The organism is Stenotrophomonas sp. KH_052 (assembly GCF_057838755.1).
Map to the genome: position 1 here is coordinate 3,732,267 of NZ_CM174475.1, position 19,668 is coordinate 3,751,934.

Sequence of the window (19,668 nt, forward strand, 5' to 3'; positions counted from 1 at the left end):
CGCAACAACCGCCGTCCGCCTCACCCCCGTGATGTCGATTCCGGTGCCGCCCCCGCCAACCGGAGCCCCATCCCGATGACCCGCAAGACCAGCCTGATCGCCGCCGCCGTCGCTGTCGCACTCGGTGGTTCTCCGTTCGTTGCCGCTGCCCAGCAGGCCGGCACCGCAGCCAATACCCTGGACACGGTGATCGTCACCGGTACCCGCGTGGCCGACCGCACGGTGGCCGAGTCGCAGTCGCCGATCGACATCATCACCCCCGAAGCCCTGCAGTCCACCGGCACCAGCGAGCTGGCCACCGCGCTGTCGCGCGCCCTGCCCTCGCTGAACTTCCCGCGCCCTGCCCTGACCGATGGCACCAGCGGCGTGCGCCCGGCGCAGCTGCGCGGCCTGTCGCCGGACCAGGTGCTGGTGCTGGTCGACGGCAAGCGCCGCCACACCTCGGCGATGATCAACGTCAACGGCAGCATCGGCCGTGGCTCGTCGGCCGTGGACATCAATGCGATCCCGATCGCCGCCATCGAGCGCGTGGAAGTGCTGCGTGACGGTGCGTCGGCGCAGTACGGCTCGGACGCCATCGCCGGCGTCATCAACATCGTGCTCAAGGGCAGCGGCAGTGGCGGCAGCCTGGCGGTGGACTACGGCCAGTACTCCGCTGGTGACGGCAACAAGTACCAGCTCTCCGGCGATACCGGCGTCGAGTTCGGCAACGGCCGTGGCCGCGTGCACGTGGCCGGCCAGATCAGCCAGCAGGACGAAAGCAACCGCGCCGGCCCGTATCGCGGCAGCACCCCGAACACCGGCAACTACCCGAGCATCGGCCAGAAGACCTTCATCGTCGGCGACCCGCGCGTGGACGCCACCGCCGCCTCGGTCAACGCCAGCTTCGATTTCAGCGACCACGTGACCGGCTATGCCAGCGCGCTGCTCAGCAACCGCGACATCACCTCGTTCGCGTTCTACCGCTCGCGCAACCATCTGAACCAGACCGCGCTGCTGGCGCAGACCTATCCGGACGGCTTCGTGCCGGAGATCAACCAGTACTCCAAGGACCGCTCGCTGGTGGCCGGGGTCAAGGGCAACACCGACAGCGGCTGGACCTGGGACCTGAGCCTGAACCACGGCGAGAACACCCTCGACTTCCACACCCGCAACAGCATCAACTACAGCCTGGGTGCGACCAGCCCGCGCTCGTTCTACGACGGCACGCTGAAGTACCAGCAGGACATCTTCAACGCCGATCTGACCAAGTCGCTGGACTGGGGCCTGGCCTACCCGGTCACGCTGTCCTTCGGCGGTGAGTACCGCAAGGAAAAGTGGGACCAGAAGCCGGGCGAACTGAACTCTTACACCGGCAGCGGCGCACAGGGCTTCGGTGGCTTCACCCCCACCAATGAAGTGCATGCCGACCGCCACAACTACGCGGTCTATGCGGGCCTGGAAGCGGACCTGACCGAGAAGTTCTCGGCCGGCATCACCGGCCGCTACGAGGACTACTCGGACTTCGGCGACCGCTTCTCCGGCAAGCTGTCGGCACGCTACGCGTTCACCGACAAGGTCGCGCTGCGTGCCACCGCCTCCAGCGGCTTCCGTGCACCGTCGCTGGCGCAGCAGGGCTACCAGGCGGTGACCAGCCAGTTCACCAACGGCGTGTTCGTCGAGCGCGGCACCTTCCCCACCACCAGCCAGGCCGCGCAGGCGCTGGGCGCTTCGCCGCTGAAGGCCGAGACCTCCACCTCCTACAGCCTGGGCCTGGTGCTGCAGCCGGTCGACCGCCTGTACATCACCGTCGACGCCTACCAGATCGACATCGATGACCGCATCGCATTGTCGTCCAGCATCACCACCAACGCCGCCACCAGCGCGCTGCTGGGCACCCTGGGCCTGCCGCAGGTGACCGCGTTCTCGTACTTCACCAATGGCCTGGATACGCGTACCCGTGGCGTCGACTTCGTCTCCAGCTACACGGTGCCGTTCAGCGCCAGCAGCCTGGAACTGACCGCTGCGTACAGCTACAACGACACTGAAGTGCGCCGCGTCGGCGGCACCCCGGCGGTGTTCGGCACGCTGGGCCTGAACCAGTCGCTGATCGGCCGCGATGAAATCGGCCGCATCGAGGACAGCTACCCGCGCGACAAGGCGATCCTGAGCGGCACCTGGCGTTCGGATCACTGGGAGCTGGGCCTGGCGGCGACCCGCTACGGCAAGTTCACCGTGCGCAACTCGGCCACCGCGCTGCGCGACCAGACCTACGGCGACGCCTGGGTGGTGGATGCCTCGGCCAGCTACAAGCCGAGCAGCAACTGGACCCTGACCGTGGGCGCCGACAACCTGCTGGACAAGTACCCGGACCGCACCGAAGACCTGCAGAACTCCACCTTCGGCATGTTGCCGTACAGCAACTACTCGCCGTTCGGCTTCAACGGCGCGTATGTGTATGGCCGGGTCAAGTACACCTGGTAAGCGCTGGCAGGCGGCTCTCTGGTAGTGCCGGCCGCTGGCCGGCAACTCCCTGGTGGGGTCAGATCCCTTTTCCTGCGGGAAAAGGGTTCTGACCCCATTCGCATTTAAGGTTTGCCGTATCTGGCGTCATCGGTGAAAATCGGGATACCCCCGTTTTTCTGCGAGAGCCGATGCACCATGACACCGACCTGATCAACATCGTTGCCGTTGGCCTGGGGCTCGCCTTCATCTTTGGCGCGCTGGCCAACAAGCTGCGTTTGTCTCCGCTGGTCGGTTACCTGGTTGCTGGCATCTGTGTAGGTCCGTTCACCCCCGGCTTCGTCGCCGACCAGGCATTGGCCAACCAGCTGGCCGAACTGGGGGTGATGCTGCTGATGTTCGGCGTCGGCCTGCACTTCTCGCTGAAGGACCTGATGGCGGTCAAGGCCATCGCCATTCCCGGTGCGATCGGCCAGATCCTGGTCGCCACCCTGCTCGGCTGGGGCTTGGCAGCCTTGATGGGTTGGCCAGTCATCCACGGCATCGTGTTCGGTTTCGCGCTGGCCACCGCCAGTACCGTGGTGCTGCTGCGGGCGATGGAAGAGCGTCGCCTGCTGGAAACCCAGCGCGGCAAGATCGCGGTCGGCTGGCTGATCGTGGAAGACCTGGCCTGCGTGCTGGCACTGGTGATGATGCCGGTGATGGCCGGCGTGTTCGGTCCCGATGCGGCCAACGAGCAGCACACCCTCGGCAGCGTGCTGGCCAGCATCGGCTGGACCTTCGTGCAGCTGGGCCTGTTCGTGGCGGTGATGCTGGTGGTCGGCCGCCGGGTCATTCCATGGATCCTCGAACGCATTGCCGGTACCGGTTCGCGCGAGCTGTTCACGCTGTCGGTGCTGGCAATCGCGCTGGGCGTGGCATTCGGCTCGGCGATGCTGTTCGGCGTGTCCTTCGCGTTGGGCGCGTTCTTCGCCGGCATGCTGCTCAACGAATCCGAACTGAGCCACAAGGCGGCCAGCGATTCGCTGCCGCTGCGCGATGCGTTCGCGGTGCTGTTCTTCGTCTCGGTGGGCATGCTGTTCAACCCCAGCATCCTGATCGAGCACCCGTGGCAGGTGCTGGCCACCGCCGCGATCATCATGTTCGGCAAGTCCGCCGCCGCGTTCTTCATCGTGCGTGCGTTCGGCCATCCGACCGGTACCGCACTGACCATCTCGGCCAGCCTGGCGCAGATCGGTGAGTTCGCCTTCATCATCGCCGGCCTCGGCGTGACCCTGAAGATCCTGCCGCCCACCGGGCAGGCTTTGGTGCTGGCTGGCGCGCTGATCTCGATCATGCTCAACCCGCTGGTGTTCGGCCTGCTCGACCGCTGGCTGCTGAAGCACCAGGAAACCACGCCGGCCGCGGTGGAAACCGAGTTGCCGCCCGGGCCGTCTCTGGACCTGCACGACCACGCCATTGTCATCGGCTACGGTCGCGTCGGCAGTGCGCTGGCGCAGGTGCTGCGCGACCGCGGCGTGCCGGTGATGATCATCGACGACAACAAGGAGCATGTCGCCGAAGCGCATGCGGCCGGACTGCCCGGCATCCGCGGCAGTGCCGCCTCGGACAAGGTGCTGGCCGAAGCCCATCCCGAGCGCGCCAAGATCGCCGTGCTGGCAATCCCACAGCCGTTGGAAGCCGGCGAGACCCTGGCCAAACTGCGTGCGCTGAACCCGAATCTGACCCTGCTGGCGCGAGCACACAGCGATGCCGAGGTGAAGCACCTGCTGGAGCACGGTGCCGATGGCACGGTGATGGCCGAGCGCGAGCTGGCCTATTCGCTGGCCGAGATGGTGATGGCCACGCCGCCGTATCGCAACCTGGGCCAGCACAGCATTCCTGTGGTGTGAGAGTTCTGCGGCAGGGCTGCGCCCTGCACCCGCCGAAACAACGGCAACGGCAAAAGCTGGCATTCCGTGGGATGGCGCGGTGGGTCCGGTTGCAGGGGACGCCGTGAATCCCCAGGCCGTCCCAGCCGCTGGCGGCTGTGCGTTCGGGCGCTTGCGAAGCAGTGCTTCGCAAGCAAAGCTCCCTCACCCATGGAGGCTCGGTCGCGCCATCCATGGCGCTCACGCCCCTGCAACCGGACCCACCCCGCCTTCGACAATTTCCTACTGCTGTTGGTAGGTGTCGACCTTGGTCGACACGGCGGCGCATGCGGTCAGATCCGTTCTCCGCAGGAAAACGGATCTGACCCCGGAAACAAAAAAATCCCCGGTCGACCCGCATCGACCGGGGATCTGGATCGCCACGTTGCCATTGCCTTGGAGAGGCAGTTCCACCGTAGCGCATTGGGTGACCGATGGTGATCGCCTGTGGCGATGACGACCAAGCGCGTGGCTATCAGGCGCCGGCCAGGGCCTGCTCTAGGTCGGCACGCAGGTCGCCGATGTGCTCGATGCCGATCGACAGCCGCACGGTGTCTTCGCTGACACCGGCCTTGGCCAGCTCGGCGGCGTCCAGCTGGCGGTGGGTGGTCGAGGCGGGATGGGTGGCCAGTGACTTCGCATCACCCAGGTTGACCAGCCGGGTGAACAGCTTCAACGCATCCAGGAAACGTGCACCTGCCTCGCGCCCGCCAGGCAGGCCGAAGGTCAGCACGCCCGAGCCACGCCCGCCCAGGTAGCGTTGAGCGGCGGCATGCTCGGGGTCGTCGGCCAGCCCGGCGTAGCGCACCCAGGCCACCTTTGCGTGCGACTTCAGGAACTGTGCAACCGCCAGCGCGTTGGCGTTGATGCGCTCCATGCGCAGGGCCAGGGTTTCGATGCCCTGCAGGATCAGGAACGCATTGAACGGCGACAGCGCCGCGCCGGTATTGCGCAGTGGCACCACCCGCGCGCGGCCGATGTACGCGGCCGGCCCCAGCGCTTCGGTATAGACCACGCCGTGGTAGCTCGGGTCGGGCTGGTTGAGGCGAGCGAAGCGCTTGGGCTGAGCGGCCCAGTCAAAGCGCCCCGAGTCGATGATCGCACCGCCCAGGCTGGTGCCGTGGCCGCCCAGGTACTTGGTCAGCGAATGCACCACGATGTCGGCGCCATGCTCGAACGGGCGCAACAGGAACGGCGTGGCCACCGTGTTGTCGACGATCAGCGGCACGCCGGCGGCATGCGCGACCTCGGCGATGGCGGCGATGTCGGTGACGTTGCCGCGAGGGTTGCCGATCGACTCGACGAACACCCCCTTGGTGCGTTCATCGATCAGCGCGGCGAACGCGGATGGATCGGCCGGATCGGCGAAGCGGGTCTGGATGCCGTACTGCGGCAACGTATGCGCCAGCAGATTGAGGCTGCCGCCATACAACGCGCTGGAGGCGACGATGTTGTCGCCGGCCTCGGCGATGGTCTGGATGGCGTAGGTGATCGCCGCCTGCCCCGAAGCCAGCCCCAGCGCACCGATGCCGCCTTCCAACGCCGCCACGCGCTGCTCCAGCACATCGGTGGTGGGATTCATGATGCGCGTGTAGATGTTGCCTGCCACCTTCAGGTCGAACAGGTCGGCACCATGCTGGGTGTCATCGAAGGCGTATGCCACGGTCTGGTAGATCGGCACCGCCACCGCGCGGGTGGTCGGATCGGGACGATAGCCGCCATGCACGGCCAGGGTTTCCAGTTGCCACTGCGGGTCGCTCATTGCACCAGGCTCCATCCGGGGAAACGGCCACGATAGGCCAGCCGGCAGTGACCGCTGAGAGCCACTGGCGATGACGCCCGTACCGGCGGTTATCAGGTTGGCCGCGATTCAGGCAGCCGTCATGGGCCGTTGCTAGGCTTCGCCGCCGGGCGCTCCTGCCCGGGCACGGAGGCCCAAGCGCATGCAGTCATCCCCCTGGACACCCGCCGCAAGCGGCTCGCCGACCCCGGTGCTGCTGGTGGAGGACGATCGCCGCCTGGCCGAACTGGTCAGCGACTACCTGCACGAACATGGCTTCGCGGTGCAGCACGTCGCCCGCGGCGACCTGGCCGGCGCCGCCTGCCGCCAGCACGCACCGGAACTGGTGGTGCTGGACCTGATGCTGCCGGGCCTCGGCGGCATCGACGTGTGCCGGCAGATCCGCAGCTTCTCCGACGTGCCGATCCTGATGCTGACCGCCTGCGAGGACGACATCGAGCAGGTGCTCGGCCTGGAGTCCGGCGCCGACGACTACGTGCACAAGCCGGTCGAACCGCGCCTGCTGCTGGCCCGCCTGCGCGCCCTGCTGCGCCGCCGCCACGGCAGCGGCAGCACCGGCTCGCCCTGCCGGCTGATGCACGGCGGGCTGCTGATCGACCGCATGCAGCGCGACGTGCACCTGCACGGCGTGGCGGTGGAACTGGGTACCACCGAATTCGAGATCCTGTGGCTGCTGGCCAGCCAACCGGGACAGATCCTCTCACGCGACCAGATCCTGCAGGCGGTGCGTGGCATCGGCTTCGATGGCCTGGACCGCAGCGTCGATGTCAGCATCGGCAAGCTGCGCCGCAAGCTGGGCGACGACGCGCGCGAACCTCGACGGATCAAGACCGTGTGGGGCCGGGGTTACCAGTTCAATCCCTCGGCCTGGTCGGCGTGAAGCGCCTGTTCCTGTGGCTGTGGTTCGTCACCGGTGCCTGTTTCCTGGTTTCGGTGTACTTCCTCAATCACATCCTGGATGGCATCTACACGCCCGTGCAGGACCGCGTGTTCGTGCAGCAGGTGCGCGGGCAGGTGTACGCCCTGCGCAGTGGCCTGGCCGGCCTGGATGCAGAACAGCAGCGTGAGCGCCTGCAGCAGTGGCAGCCGCACTACGGCATCGCCCTGACCCTGCTCGACAAGCCTCCCTCGCTCGACCCGCAGGAACAGGTGGCGGTGCGGGCCGATGGCTTCATCGTGCGCGACCTCTACCAGCAGCTACTGCTGCCCATCGACGGCGTTGACGGCCGCTGGCTGCACCTGCGCCTGCCCGGTGCGGTGTCGATGACAACGTACATGACCATCGCTGCCTACCTCGGCATCCTGCTGCTGGTCGGCGCCAGCCTGTATGCCTGGGTACGCCTGCTCTGGCGCGATCTGGAGGCACTGCGCATGCATGCCGATCGCATCGGTGCCGGCGACCTGCAGGCGCGCGCGCAGGTGTCGCCACGCTCGCAGATCCGGGTCATTGTCGATCATTCCAACCGCATGGCCGCGCGCGTGGCTGAGCTTGTGCAGCGCCAGCGTGACCTCACGCATGCCATCTCGCATGAACTGCGCACGCCGATCGCACGCGTGGCCTTCGGCCTGGACCTGATGCGGGACAGCGACGATCCGGCACGACGCGCGCGCTTGGCGCAGGGGCTTCACGGTGACCTGGCCGAGCTCAACGGACTGGTCAGCGAACTGCTGGCCTACGAGCGCCTGGAACATCCCAACGAAGCCGAGCCCCTGCAGCGCATCGAAGCCAATGACTGGTTGCATGCCTGCCTGGCCGATGCGCGCCGCGATGCCGAACGCGCCGGCCTGGTACTGCGCGTGCAACCCAGCGCACTGCCACGGGTGGACGCCGAACCGCGCCTGCTGCAGCTGGCACTGAGCAACCTGGTCGGCAACGCGCTGCGCCATGCGCGTTCGCAGGTGGAGGTTTCGCTGGTAGGCGTCGGCGGCCGTGCCTGCCTGCGCGTGGATGACGACGGCCAAGGCATCGCCGAAGCCGACCGCGAGAAGGTGACGCGCCCGTTCACCCGCCTGGACGACAGCCGCAGCCGCGATACCGGTGGCTTCGGACTGGGCCTGGCCATCGTCAGCCGCATCGCGGCGCGCCATGGCGGGGAACTGCACATCAGCCGCGCCACGATGGGCGGCGCACGCGTCGAAATGCACTGGCCGCTGGCTGCCAGCTGAACGCCCACGGGCGCGATTACAGTTGATTACAACTCCCGCACAACTGCGGAGGGATCGGTCGCCGGCATATCGCCACGCTGGCGACCCTGCAGCACTCGCCGGATGCGCGCGCTGCTTTCCTCCCATTGTCGAGAGATTCCATGTCCCAGCTTCGCCGTACTCCGTCCCTGCTCTGCCTGGCCCTGCTGCCGCTGTTTGCCGCACCGATCGCCCACGCCAAGGATGACCACTGGACCTTCGAAGTCGCCGCCGGTGCCGGCGCGACCCCGCGCTACAGCGGTAGCAAGGAGTACCAGGCGTCGCCCATGCTGTCCTTCGATGCCAAGTCGCCTGGTGGCTGGTTTCTGGGCACCAGCGGTGTCGGCTGGGGTACGGCCATCGGTGAACACACTCACCTGCGCGCCTACATCGGTGCCAGCGGCAGCCGCCGCGAAAAGGACTCCCCCCTCGGCGGTTCGGACTTCCTGCGCGGCATGGGTGATATCCGTACCCGTCCCCTGGTCGGCCTCTCGGCTGGCTATACGCTGGGAGAAGCCGTGCTGAGCGGCAGCTGGCAGTTCACCCGCAAAGATGAAGACAAGGGCGACAACGGCCTGGCCACCCAGCAGATGCAGCTGAGCCTGTCGATGCCGCTGTTCGATTTCGCCGGCGGCGTGGTCAGTGGCAGTGTCGCCACCGAATACGGCAATCGCGGCTACATGCAGACCTGGTACGGCGTGAGTCCGGAACAGGCGGCGCGTACTGGATTTGCCCAGCACAAGCCGAAAGCCGGCCTGGTCAGTGCCGGGCTTGGCCTGAAGTGGAGCCACCGCGTGGGTCGCAACGGCAACTGGTACATCTCGGCGGAAGGCACGCGCCTGCTCGGCGATGCGGCCGACAGCCCGATCGTGCAGAAGCCGAACCAGTTCGGTTTGATGAGCGGGTACACGCACCGCTTCTGAGGCGACGCCGGGCATGGCCCGGCGTTCCTGGCAGGACACGGGGTGCTGCGGTAATGCAGCGCCCCGTGTGGATCACGCCTTGGCGAACACCAGGTGGCCGCCGTCGTTGCCGACTTCGATGGTATCGCCGTTGACGAAAGCGCCGGAAAGGATCTTCTGCGCCAGCGGATTCTCCAGCTGGGCCTGGATCGCACGCTTCAACGGGCGCGCACCATACACCGGATCGAAGCCGACGTTGCCGAGCAGGTCGAACGCCGCATCGGACACCACCAGCTTCAGCCCGCGCTCGGCCAGCCGCTTCTCCAGGCCACGCATCTGGATGCGCGCGATCTGCTTGATCTGCTGCTTGTCCAGCGGGTGGAACACCACGATGTCGTCCAGGCGGTTGATGAACTCCGGGCGGAAGTGCGCCTGCACCACGCCCATTACCGCCGCCTTCATCTGCGTGTAGGCCTCCGGGCTGTCATCAGCGCTCATGTCCTGGATCTGGTGCGAGCCCAGGTTCGAGGTCATCACGATGACGGTGTTGCGGAAGTCCACGGTGCGGCCCTGGCCATCGGTCAGGCGGCCATCGTCCAGCACCTGCAGCAGGATGTTGAACACATCCGGATGCGCCTTCTCCACTTCGTCCAGCAGGATCAACGAATACGGACGGCGACGCACGGCCTCGGTCAGGTAGCCACCCTCTTCGTAACCGACGTAGCCCGGGGGCGCACCGATCAGGCGGGCGACGCTGTGCTTCTCCATGAACTCGCTCATGTCGATGCGGATCATCGCGTCGGCACTGTCGAACAGGAACTCGGCCAGCGACTTGCACAGCTCGGTCTTGCCGACGCCGGTCGGGCCGAGGAACAGGAACGAACCGGCCGGGCGATTCGGATCGGACAGGCCCGCACGCGAACGGCGCACGGCATCGGAGACGACCTTGATCGCTTCCTCCTGGCCGACCACGCGGTTGTGCAGCACCTCTTCCATCCGCAGCAGCTTGTCGCGCTCACCTTCGAGCATCTTGTTGACCGGAATGCCGGTCCAGCGCGAGACAACCTCGGCGATCTCCTCGTCGGTGACCCGGTCCTGCACCAGCTTGAAGTCCTTGTGCTCGGCTTCCTGCGCGGCGGCCAACTGCTTTTCCAGCTGCGGCAGCAGGCCGTACTGGATCTCGCTCATGCGCGCGAAATCCTGGCGACGCTGCGCGGATTCCAGCTCCAGCTTGGCCTGCTCGACCTGCTCCTTGATCTTGGTTGCACCCTGCAGCGCGGCCTTCTCCGACTTCCAGATTTCATTGAGGTCGGAGAACTCGCGCTCCAATCCATCGATGTCGTTTTCCAGATCGGCCAGGCGCTGCCGCGAGGCCTCGTCCTTTTCCTTCTTCAGCATCTCGCGCTGGATCTTCAGCTGGATCACCCGGCGTTCCAGGCGGTCCAGCTCCTCCGGCTTGGAGTCGATTTCCATGCGCAGGCGCGAGGCCGCCTCGTCCATCAGATCGATGGCCTTGTCCGGCAGCTGGCGGTCGGTGATGTATCGGTTGGACAGCGTCGCAGCGGCGACGATGGCCGGGTCGGTGATCTCCACACCGTGGTGCACCGCGTACTTTTCCTTCAGCCCGCGCAGGATCGCGATGGTGTCTTCCACCGACGGTTCGCCCACGAAGACCTTCTGGAAGCGGCGCTCCAGCGCGGCGTCCTTTTCGATGTACTTGCGGTACTCATCCAGCGTGGTGGCGCCCACGCAGTGCAGCTCGCCGCGTGCCAACGCCGGCTTCAGCATGTTGCCGGCATCCATCGCGCCGTCGGCCTTGCCGGCGCCGACCATGGTGTGCAGCTCATCGATGAACAGGATGATCTGCCCTTCGCTCTTGGCCAGGTCGTTGAGCACGCCCTTCAACCGCTCCTCGAACTCACCGCGGAACTTGGCACCGGCAATCAGCGCGCCCATGTCCAGCGACAGCACACGCTTGCCGCGCAGGCCCTCGGGCACTTCGTCGTTGATGATGCGCTGGGCCAGGCCTTCGACGATCGCGGTCTTGCCAACGCCAGGTTCGCCGATCAGCACCGGATTGTTCTTGGTCCGGCGCTGCAGTACCTGGATGGTGCGACGGATTTCCTCGTCACGGCCGATCACCGGATCGAGCTTGCCGCTCTCGGCACGTGCGGTCAGGTCGATGGTGTACTTCTCCAGCGCTTGGCGCTGCTCTTCGGCATTTTCCGACTGCACGTTCTCGCCGCCGCGCAGCTTGTCGATGGCGGCCTGCAAGCGGGTCTTGTCGGCACCGGCGGCGCGCAGCGCCATGCCCAGCGTGCCGCTGTCGTCCAGCGCGGCCAGCACGAACCACTCGCTGGCAATGAAGGCATCGCCGTTCTGCTGGGCCAGCTTGTCGGTCTGGTTGAGCAGGCGCCCGAGGTCATTGCCCATCGAAACGTTGCCGGCCTGACCGGACACCTTCGGCAGTGCATCCAGCGCCTCGGTCAGGCGCTCGCGCAGCACCGGGACGTTGACCCCGGCCTGGGCCAGCAACGGGCGCGTGCTGCCGCCCTGCTGGTCCAGCAGTGCGCTGAACAGGTGAACCGGTTCGATGATGCTGTTGTCGCGGCCCACGGCCAGCGACTGTGCGTCTGCCAGCGCCTGCTGGAAACGCGAGGTGAGCTTGTCCATCCGCATTGCGAATCCTCATCGGTCATCAGGGCCGGCCCGCGCCGGCGATGCTGGAAAGATGCGGTTGCCCCACCCGGTTTCAAGGGTGGCTGCGACTGCACCCCGAGGCCAGTCAGCCTGCGGCCAGCATGCCGGAGCGGGTGTGGTCGGCGCGTTGATCCCGATCAGTTTCGCCCGCTGGATGGGCTCAGCGGGTGATCGCAGTACGGATCGCCCGCAGCTGCTGCTTGATGGCCCTTGCCTGCGCCACATCCATGCGCAGCAGGGCCTTCTGCCCGATCGAGCGTGACTGCAGGGTGGCGTCGACGAAGCGGTAGCGGCCACGCTCATCGCGTTCCACCAACGGCGGCTGGGCCGGCTCCGGGGTGTCCAGCAGGTGGTCGATCACCGCCACCAGACGGTCGTTGAAGTAGCCGTCGGGCCGGCCAAGATCGACATAGGCCTGCTGGATCAGCGGATAGAAGCGCTTGTAGGCGCTGGCGGTCGCCGCCGGATCCAGCGCGGTGAAGGCCTGCACGTAGGGTGCATAGCGCGCCGCGTTGCTGGCGGCGATCCGCTCGCCGCCCTCACCGGGCTCGACCTGCAGGCTGCCTGGCAGCGGCCGCGCGGCCAGCGCGGTGGGTGGCACGCTGGGCTTGTCCAGGTTGTCGACCTGGGTGACCAGGCGCTGGATCAGATGGTCGCGCAACAGCAGGGTCAGTGGCCCTTCGCCCTGGAACAGCTGGCTCAGTGCGCCCCAGGCCGCGGCATCGCTGTCAGCCAGTTTCGGCAGCGCTGGATCAGCGGCCGCCTCTGTCTCCAGCGGGTGCCTGATCGGTGGCGGTGCCGGGGCCGGTTGCTCGGCCGTCATTGGCTGTGGAGGTGCAGCGCTGCTGGCGGGAGTGGATTGCACCGGCACCGAAACGCCGTCCGCCAGGCTCTTCAGCTGATCGCGGAACAACCACCCGCCCGCACCGCCGATCACCACCACGCCCAGCACCCAGGGCCATACCGCCTTTCCACTCTGCATGATGCAGCACCTCGTTTTCACACGCATGGAGAAGGTGTGACCCCCCGTGTCTGCGAGGGTTCCCCCTTCGTTCGGCTGCGGTTTGGGTTGGGCAGGACATGCAGCCATGCTCACGCCTGCTTTGCACGCCGCGCGCGAGGCTGTTGCTCTTGTCGTGTGGAGACGTTGCCATGCAATACGCGCTGTACTACTGGACCGGCATCCAGGGCCGCGGTGAATTCGTACGGCTGGCGCTGGAAGATGCCGGCGCCGACTACGTCGACATGGCGCGGGTACACGGCGATGCAGTGATGCAACCTTTCCTTGATGGGAAAAGCGAGGGGACGCAGCCATTCGCACCGCCGTTCCTGAAGGCCGGCCGCCAGGTCATCGCACAGGTCGCGGCGATCCTGGATTTCCTTGGCCCGACATTGGACCTGGTGCCACAGGCGGCCTCGCGGCGGATGCAGGCGCTGCAGTTGCAGCTGACCATCGCCGATCTGGTGGCCGAGGTGCATGACACCCACCATCCGATCGCCGTATCGAAGTACTACGAAGACCAGAAGAGCGAAGCCAAGGCACGCGCAGCCTCTCTGCGCAGCGAACGGCTGCCGAAGTTTCTCGGCTACTTCGAGCAGGTGCTGGCCGCCAATGGCGGCCGCCATACGCTGCGCGAGCATTCCTACGTGGATCTGTCGCTGTTTCAGCTGCTGAGCGGGCTGGATTACATGTTCCCACGCCGCATGCAGGCACTGGAACCGACCCTGCCCCTGCTGCGTGCGCTGCAGGAGCGGGTAGCCAAGCGCCCCAACATCGCCGCCTACCTGGCCTCGGAACGACGGTTGCCGTTCAACACCAACGGCATTTTCCGCCACTACCCGGAGCTGGATGGACAGGGGTAGTGCCGGCCGCTGGCCGGCATCTGCACACTGCGTCCGAGGTCCATGAGGATGCCGGCCAGCGGCCGGCACTACCCTGGGGTCAGCTGTTTTCACCCAGCGGCTTCACCGCCTGCTTCTGCAGCGACAGCAGGCCCAGCAGCACTGCCAGTGCCACGTAGGCGCCGGCGAACTGCCAGCTGATGATACGTGCCAGCCCTTCCAGCTCCCAAGGCAGGTAGATGCCACCACGCGGGTCCACCGAGTGGATCAGGCCGAACAGGGTCAGCACCGCGGCCACCAGCAGGAAACCGCAGGCCCGGCGCAGGCGGCCATCGACCATTGCCGCCACCGCCGAGATCCACAGCATCGAGGTGATGATGAAGCCATTGCCGAGGGTGAAGATCACCGCCAGTTCCGGCAGGCCGTGGCCGTCGAGCTTGGTCAGCAGCTGCGGCAGCTGGTCCGGCGCGATCCAGCCCGGCGCCTTGATCGCCAGCAGATAGGCCACCGACGGCAGGAAACCGAACACCATCGCACCGGTGTGGTGGCGCGGCGTGGCCTGGAACGCCTGGGTGGTGATGTCGATGGCCACGTACACGATGATCGGTGCCAGCACCGCCAGCGGCAGCCACTGCACCAGCCCGGAGATGATGCCGAGCATGCCGCCGATGCCGACGAACAGGCCGGTCAGCAGCGTGTAGCCGCTGCGAGCGCCCATGTGCTTGTAGGCCGGCTGGCCGATGTACGGCGTGGTCTGCGCGACGCCGCCACAGACACCGGCCACCAGCGTGGCCACCGCCTCCACCAGCAGGATGTCGCGGGTGCGATAATCATCGCCGGCTGCGCGTGCGCTTTCGGACACGTTGATGCCACCGACCACCATCAGCAGGCCGAACGGCAGCAGCAGCGGCAGGTAGGTCATCGCGGTAGGCAGGCCCTCGAGGAAGCCCAGCGTCGGCAGCGGCAGCACCACCTGCGGCGGCACCCACTCCGGCACGTGGAAGCCCGGTGCGCCCAGCCCGGCCAGGCCAAGGCCGTAATACAGCACGGTGCCGAACACGAAGGCCAACAGCACGCCCGGGCCACGCACCGGCAGCTTGCCCTTGGCGATCAGCACGTACAGCAGCAGGCCCAGCGTGGTGAAGCCGACCAGCGGCGAGCGCAGCGTTTCCAGCAACGGCAGCAGGCCCATCAGCACCAGCGCGATGCCGGCGATGGAGCCCAGCAGCGCGGCCCGCGGCAGCGCGCGGGTGACCGCTTCGCCGAAGAACGACAGCACGAACTTGAGCACGCCCATGATGACCAGCGCGGCCATGCCCAGCTGCCAGGTCGCGATACCCGCAGCATGCGGGTCCATGCCCTGCTGCTTGAAGGCGATGAAGGCCGGACCGAGCACCAGCAACGCCATGCCGATGCTGGTCGGTGCATCCAGGCCGAGCGGCATGGCGGTGACATCATCGCGGCCGGTACGCGCGGCCAGCCGGCGTGCCATCAGGGTGTACAGCAGGTTGCCGACCAGCACGCCGAAGGCGGTGCCGGGGAACATGCGGCCGAACACTACGTCGGCGGGGAACTGGAAGATCCCGACCAGTGCCATGGCGATGAAGCCGAGGATGGAGAGGTTGTCGACGACCAGGCCGAAGAAGCCGTTGAAGTCGCCGGCGACGAACCAGCGACGCGGTACGGCGGAAGCGGGAGCGGACATGGAAGGGGCGGTGGGGGTGGGGACCGCCGATGGTAGGCCCAGCGGGGCCGGTGCGCCAATTCCGTCGTGGAATGATGGGTTCCAGCCAACGGCGGAGCCCCTCGTGGCTGGGGGTTGGTCGCGGACAGCGGGTTTATCGGAATGGGCCGTGCGGGGTGGGCTGCGCAGGACACGCCGTGAACCCGTCCCCGGGGGCTCGATGGCGCCATCCATGGCGCCAACGGTCCTGCGCAGCCCACCCCGCACAGCCCCTGACAGTTTCCTGCGCGTGCCAGCCACGGAAGAGAATCAAAAGATCAGAAGCAAAGGCAGGCGCTCGTTGTAGAGCCGAGCCCATGCTCGGCTGCTGTACGCGAAGCCTCTCAGCCGAGCATGGCTCGGCTCTACAGAAGATCATTTCGATCATTCCTGCGTTATCCACGCATGGCGTGGATCTACCGTGTCGACCAAGGTCGACACCTACCAACAGCAGCGATGATCTGTCGAAGGCGGGGTGGGTCCGGTTGCGGGGGTGTCCGCGGCATGGGCCCGAGGCATGCCTCGGGCGGGTTGGGCAGGACGCCCAACCCCGGTCTTGCCGTGTGCGCAGGACAGCGCACACGAGCAAGCCGCGGCCAAGCCCCCAAGGACGGGTTTACGGCGTCCCCCGCAACCGGACCCACCCCGCCATCCCACAGGAAGCCAGCTTTTGCTGTTGCTTTTGAGGTTGCCGGCCAGCGGCCGGCACTACCGTTTCGGCCGGTGCAGGGCGCAGCCCTGCATCGACCAACCCCCTACTTCTTCAGGAAGTTGTCCACCAGCAGATGCTTCACGTCGTCGAAGCGGCCGTTCAACACCGCCTTGGCGGCATACAGCGCCGTACCGGCCACCTGCTTGGCCTCGATCTGCGGCGGCATCACCAGCTCGGCGCGGCTGGTGTGCACATCCAGCAGCGCCGGGCCGCGTTGGGCCAGGAAGTCCTGCACCGCTTCCTCCAGATCCTCGCTGCGGGTCACGGTGCGGCCGTGGAAGCCGATCACCTCGGCCAGGCGGCCGAAGTCCGGGTTCTTCAGGTCGGTGTAGTTATCCAGCAGGCCTTCCACCTTCTGCTCCAGCTCGACGAAATTCAGCGAGCCGTTGTTGAACACCACCACCTTGATCGGCAGATTCTCCTGCACAGCGGTCAGCAGATCGCCCAGCAGCATCGCCAGGCCACCGTCGCCGGACAACGAGATCACTTGCCGCCCCGGGAACGCCTTCTGCAGGCCCAGTGCCTGTGGCATCGCATTGGCCATCGTGCCGTGCAGCAGGCTGGTCAGCGTGCGGCGGCGGCCGTTGACGCGGATGTGGCGCAACACCCACACCATCGGCGAGCCTCCGTCGGCGGTGAACAGTGCATCATCGGTGGCGTACTTCGACAGCAGCGCGGTCAGGTGCTGCGGATGGATCAGCTCGCCCTCACCGGGCTGCTCTTCCTTCTCGCGCTTCTTCAGTGCCTTGTCACGGCGCTCGATGCACTCGTCCAGGAAACTGCTGTCCTCGCGCGGCAGCAGCATCGGCAGCAAGGCGTCCAGCGTCGGCGCGATATCACCGACCACGCCAAGGTTCACCGGATGGCGGCGACCGAGGTGGCTGCCATCGCGGTCGACCTGGATGATCGTGGCCTTGTCCGGGTAGAACTGGCCCCAGGCGAAGTCGGCGCCGAGCAGCAGAAGCGTGTCGCACTCCATCAGTGTGTGGAAGCCGGATTCGATGCCGAAGATGCCGGTCATGCCCATGTTGTACGGGTTGTCCGGCTCGACGAAGTCCTTGGCGCGTGAGGTGTGCGCGACAGGCGCCTGCAACCTGCGCGCAATTTCCAACAACTGGGCGTGCGCGCCCTGGCAACCGGCGCCGGCATAGATGCCGATGCGCTTGCCCTGCCCCAGCAGCTCGGCGATGTGCTGCAGCTCGGTGTCGGACGGACGTAGCACCGGCTGGGTGTAGTGCACCGAGAACGGCACATCGTGCTTCACCTCGGCCTCGCTGATGTCAGCCGGCAGGATCACTACGGCGACGCCGCGACGGCTGATCGCGGCCTGGCAGGCCAGCGCCACCACGCGTCGCGCCTGTTCGGCACTGTGCACCTGCTCGCAGAACACCGTGCAGCTGCCATACACCGCCTTGAAATCCACTTCCTGCGGGAACTCCATGCCCAGCTCGCTGGTGACGATCTGGCTGGCGATCAGCACCATCGGCGCCCGGTTGCGGTTGCTTTCGAAGATACCGTTGATGAAGTGCAGGCCACCGGGCCCACAGGAACCGGCGCAGGCGGTCAGTTCGCCACTTACCAGCGAATCGGCACCGGCGGCAAAGGCCGCCACTTCCTCATGGCGTACGTGCACCCAAGCGATCTCGCTGCCATGCATCGCATCGGTCACATGGTTGAGCGTATCGCCCACGATGCCGTAGCAACGGCGGACACCAGCCTGCTGCAGGGTGTCCACCACGATTTCGGCCACGCGCTTGCTCATCGGATACATCCTCGAACGGGGGAACGTTCGAGGCTAGACCTGATGAAGTGATGCTTCCGCAAAAAAAGGGGACGGAGGGAATTAAGTCGTTTGTGCCGTTAACGACTTAATTCCCTCCGTCCCCTTTTCTTAATCGTTGACGTTGATCCAACCTTCCACCGCGCCCTGCTTCGGGTTGCGGTAGCGCAGCTTCATCCAGCCATCCTGTTCATCCAGCATCTCCACACGGTCGCCCTGCACCAGATAACGCTTGGTGCTGGATGCACCGGGCCGGTCGAACAGGAACAGGCGCGCCGCCAGCACAGAGGCCTGCTGGCCACGCAGCGGTCCGTCGGCGGGTGCACCCAGGCCATCGGCGATGGCGCTCTCCAGCACACGACCAGTGGGATCATAGGTGCGCCAGACTGCCAACGGGCCCTGCTCGTCGGTCTGTTCCCATTGCAGCGCGGCGTTCAGCGTGTCGCCCAGCATCAGCACGCTCTCGCTGCGGTAGAGATAAAGCTTCGCACCTGCAAACCGGTACTGGTCGGCGTACCACATCGGGCCGCTGCGGCAGCTGCTGGTCAGGGTGCGGCTCAGACGATCGACAGTCAGCCCCATCAGGTCACCGCAGCTGTCCTTGCCGTGGGTGTCGGCCTGCAGCGCGCGGAACCCGGCACTGGACGGATCGAAGCGGTACACCGTCACCGCTTCGTTGACCATGCCCACCGAGGCGCGCGCGACCAATTCCGGGTAGCCATCGAAATCGACGTCCTCCAGGCCCCATCGCGAATTGCCGTCCGCATCCGCCGCGCCTTCCAGCGTCTGGCGCTTGCCCGACGGCGACAGCTGCACGGTGATGCTGCCATCCTGCTGGGGATCGGCGTGTGCCTGCACGTGAGCGGCGACCTGGAACCGTAGCGTTTCGCCGTCGCCCTCATTCGCCTCCGCCGTCTGCAGCCACAGGCCTGCCAGCAGCAGGCCCAGCACATAGTCCCTGTGTTTCATCGTCTATCCCTGTGGCGCCACGATGGCCCCTTCAGGTCAGAACGATACCTCGACCGGCTGCCGCGACCACAGCACCGACTGATGCTTGGTCTGCTGCTTCCACGCCAGGCGGATCGCTTCAATGTCAGCACGGCGCTGCGGGGTGTCCTCGTGCAGCACCACCAGCACCTTGGTGCGCAGGCGGTTGGGCGCGGCATCACCGCGGAACAGCCATTGGCCATAGGCATCGAACACGGTCAGGCCATCCGGGAAGTGCGGGGTCACTTCCTTGTCCAGGAAAGCGCGCCACTGCGTCTCGCTGATGGTGTCGGCCTGCGGACGGTTGCCGGCGCCCTGCTCTTCACCCACGCCGAAGTACAGCTCGCTGCGCACCCAGCCGTGGCCGGCGGAGGGGCGGGCGGCATCGCCCTTCAGTTCGGCGGTGGTGGCCGTGGCATAGGCGCTGGGCGCCTGCGAGGACAGGCTGGCGCAGCCACTGGTGGCCAGCAGCACGGCGAAGACGAGGCCAAGGTGTTTCATCGGTACAGCTCCGGGGAAGGGGGACAAGGCGAGCCGGCAGCGTACAGCGCCACCGGTCCGGCGTGCTGATGCCAACGGGGCATCAACTCATGCCGGACCGGCAGGGGCTTGCATCGGCACCGGCCATCACGCGAAGATAATATATCGCTTCATCCGGATGGATGTAAGTGAAACTATCTCCCCC

The 19,668-nt window shown here is 66.5% G+C and carries 13 protein-coding genes; 6 read left to right on the top strand and 7 right to left on the bottom strand.

Features of this window, described 5'->3' with window-relative positions; genetic code table 11:
* Nucleotides 1–75 precede the first annotated feature (75 nt).
* Both AC3ITW_RS17175 and ybaL read left to right on the top strand, forming a co-directional pair.
* Nucleotides 76–2,463 (top strand): TonB-dependent receptor plug domain-containing protein, encoded by a 2,388-nt coding sequence (locus tag AC3ITW_RS17175; RefSeq protein ID WP_006386625.1) that lies wholly within the window; start codon nucleotides 76–78, stop codon nucleotides 2,461–2,463.
* A gap of 170 nt (nucleotides 2,464–2,633) precedes the next feature.
* Entirely contained in the window at nucleotides 2,634–4,334 is a 1,701-nt protein-coding gene (gene ybaL, locus AC3ITW_RS17180) for a YbaL family putative K(+) efflux transporter (RefSeq protein WP_006386675.1), read from the top strand.
* Nucleotides 4,335–4,827: 493 nt separating this feature from the next.
* Here ybaL and AC3ITW_RS17185 read toward each other — a convergent pair whose 3' ends face one another.
* Nucleotides 4,828–6,114: an O-acetylhomoserine aminocarboxypropyltransferase/cysteine synthase family protein gene (locus AC3ITW_RS17185; protein WP_489389765.1), complete on the bottom strand. Its 1,287-nt coding sequence runs from the start codon at nucleotides 6,112–6,114 to the stop codon at nucleotides 4,828–4,830.
* A 181-nt stretch (nucleotides 6,115–6,295) separates the two neighbouring features.
* Between AC3ITW_RS17185 and AC3ITW_RS17190 the strand changes: the two genes are divergently transcribed.
* The 3 genes from AC3ITW_RS17190 (at nucleotide 6,296) to AC3ITW_RS17200 (ending at nucleotide 9,260) form a co-directional block, all read left to right on the top strand.
* Complete coding sequence (locus AC3ITW_RS17190; protein WP_100469401.1) at nucleotides 6,296–7,033, top strand: winged helix-turn-helix domain-containing protein; 738 nt, start codon at nucleotides 6,296–6,298, stop codon at nucleotides 7,031–7,033.
* The gene (locus AC3ITW_RS17195) at nucleotides 7,030–8,319 is read left to right on the top strand and encodes an ATP-binding protein (RefSeq protein ID WP_032972429.1); all 1,290 of its coding nucleotides are present in this window, start codon (nucleotides 7,030–7,032) and stop codon (nucleotides 8,317–8,319) included. Before AC3ITW_RS17190 ends, AC3ITW_RS17195 begins: the two co-directional genes overlap by 4 nt.
* 140 nt (nucleotides 8,320–8,459) lie before the next feature.
* Entirely contained in the window at nucleotides 8,460–9,260 is an 801-nt protein-coding gene (locus AC3ITW_RS17200) for a MipA/OmpV family protein (RefSeq protein ID WP_006386820.1), read from the top strand.
* A 72-nt stretch (nucleotides 9,261–9,332) separates the two neighbouring features.
* On the opposite strand, the gene clpB is transcribed toward AC3ITW_RS17200, so the two are convergent.
* Both clpB and AC3ITW_RS17210 read right to left on the bottom strand, forming a co-directional pair.
* On the bottom strand, nucleotides 9,333–11,918 hold the full coding sequence (gene clpB / locus AC3ITW_RS17205; protein WP_489389766.1) for an ATP-dependent chaperone ClpB: 2,586 nt from the start codon (nucleotides 11,916–11,918) through the stop codon (nucleotides 9,333–9,335).
* A 181-nt stretch (nucleotides 11,919–12,099) separates the two neighbouring features.
* Nucleotides 12,100–12,921, bottom strand: a complete 822-nt coding sequence (locus AC3ITW_RS17210; RefSeq protein WP_448123358.1) for a DUF3014 domain-containing protein — start codon at nucleotides 12,919–12,921, stop codon at nucleotides 12,100–12,102.
* Nucleotides 12,922–13,091: 170 nt separating this feature from the next.
* Between AC3ITW_RS17210 and AC3ITW_RS17215 the strand changes: the two genes are divergently transcribed.
* Nucleotides 13,092–13,802 (top strand): glutathione S-transferase, encoded by a 711-nt coding sequence (locus tag AC3ITW_RS17215; RefSeq protein WP_489389767.1) that lies wholly within the window; start codon nucleotides 13,092–13,094, stop codon nucleotides 13,800–13,802.
* A 79-nt stretch (nucleotides 13,803–13,881) separates the two neighbouring features.
* Here the strand turns inward: AC3ITW_RS17215 and AC3ITW_RS17220 are convergent, their stop codons facing one another.
* The 4 genes from AC3ITW_RS17220 to AC3ITW_RS17235 all read right to left on the bottom strand — a co-directional run bounded on the left by AC3ITW_RS17220 (nucleotide 13,882) and on the right by AC3ITW_RS17235 (nucleotide 19,484).
* Entirely contained in the window at nucleotides 13,882–15,486 is a 1,605-nt protein-coding gene (locus AC3ITW_RS17220) for a SulP family inorganic anion transporter (protein ID WP_489389768.1), read from the bottom strand.
* Nucleotides 15,487–16,259: 773 nt separating this feature from the next.
* Entirely contained in the window at nucleotides 16,260–17,978 is a 1,719-nt protein-coding gene (locus AC3ITW_RS17225) for a thiamine pyrophosphate-dependent enzyme (RefSeq protein WP_489389769.1), read from the bottom strand.
* A gap of 129 nt (nucleotides 17,979–18,107) precedes the next feature.
* Nucleotides 18,108–18,965, bottom strand: a complete 858-nt coding sequence (locus tag AC3ITW_RS17230; RefSeq protein WP_100467845.1) for an XAC2610-related protein — start codon at nucleotides 18,963–18,965, stop codon at nucleotides 18,108–18,110.
* A 36-nt stretch (nucleotides 18,966–19,001) separates the two neighbouring features.
* Nucleotides 19,002–19,484: a DUF3574 domain-containing protein gene (locus AC3ITW_RS17235; protein WP_065723855.1), complete on the bottom strand. Its 483-nt coding sequence runs from the start codon at nucleotides 19,482–19,484 to the stop codon at nucleotides 19,002–19,004.
* Nucleotides 19,485–19,668: the final 184 nt, after the last annotated feature.

Excerpts from the sequence above, each read along its gene's own strand:
- AC3ITW_RS17175 (WP_006386625.1), top strand. The coding sequence starts at position 76 with ATGACCCGCAAGACCAGCCTGATCGCCGCCGCCGTCGCTGTCGCACTC.
- ybaL (WP_006386675.1), top strand. The coding sequence starts at position 2,634 with ATGCACCATGACACCGACCTGATCAACATCGTTGCCGTTGGCCTGGGG.
- AC3ITW_RS17185 (WP_489389765.1), bottom strand. The coding sequence starts at position 6,114 with ATGAGCGACCCGCAGTGGCAACTGGAAACCCTGGCCGTGCATGGCGGC.
- AC3ITW_RS17190 (WP_100469401.1), top strand. The coding sequence starts at position 6,296 with ATGCAGTCATCCCCCTGGACACCCGCCGCAAGCGGCTCGCCGACCCCG.
- AC3ITW_RS17200 (WP_006386820.1), top strand. The coding sequence starts at position 8,460 with ATGTCCCAGCTTCGCCGTACTCCGTCCCTGCTCTGCCTGGCCCTGCTG.
- clpB (WP_489389766.1), bottom strand. The coding sequence starts at position 11,918 with ATGCGGATGGACAAGCTCACCTCGCGTTTCCAGCAGGCGCTGGCAGAC.
- AC3ITW_RS17210 (WP_448123358.1), bottom strand. The coding sequence starts at position 12,921 with ATGCAGAGTGGAAAGGCGGTATGGCCCTGGGTGCTGGGCGTGGTGGTG.
- AC3ITW_RS17215 (WP_489389767.1), top strand. The coding sequence starts at position 13,092 with ATGCAATACGCGCTGTACTACTGGACCGGCATCCAGGGCCGCGGTGAA.
- AC3ITW_RS17220 (WP_489389768.1), bottom strand. The coding sequence starts at position 15,486 with ATGTCCGCTCCCGCTTCCGCCGTACCGCGTCGCTGGTTCGTCGCCGGC.
- AC3ITW_RS17225 (WP_489389769.1), bottom strand. The coding sequence starts at position 17,978 with ATGAGCAAGCGCGTGGCCGAAATCGTGGTGGACACCCTGCAGCAGGCT.
- AC3ITW_RS17230 (WP_100467845.1), bottom strand. The coding sequence starts at position 18,965 with ATGAAACACAGGGACTATGTGCTGGGCCTGCTGCTGGCAGGCCTGTGG.
- AC3ITW_RS17235 (WP_065723855.1), bottom strand. The coding sequence starts at position 19,484 with ATGAAACACCTTGGCCTCGTCTTCGCCGTGCTGCTGGCCACCAGTGGC.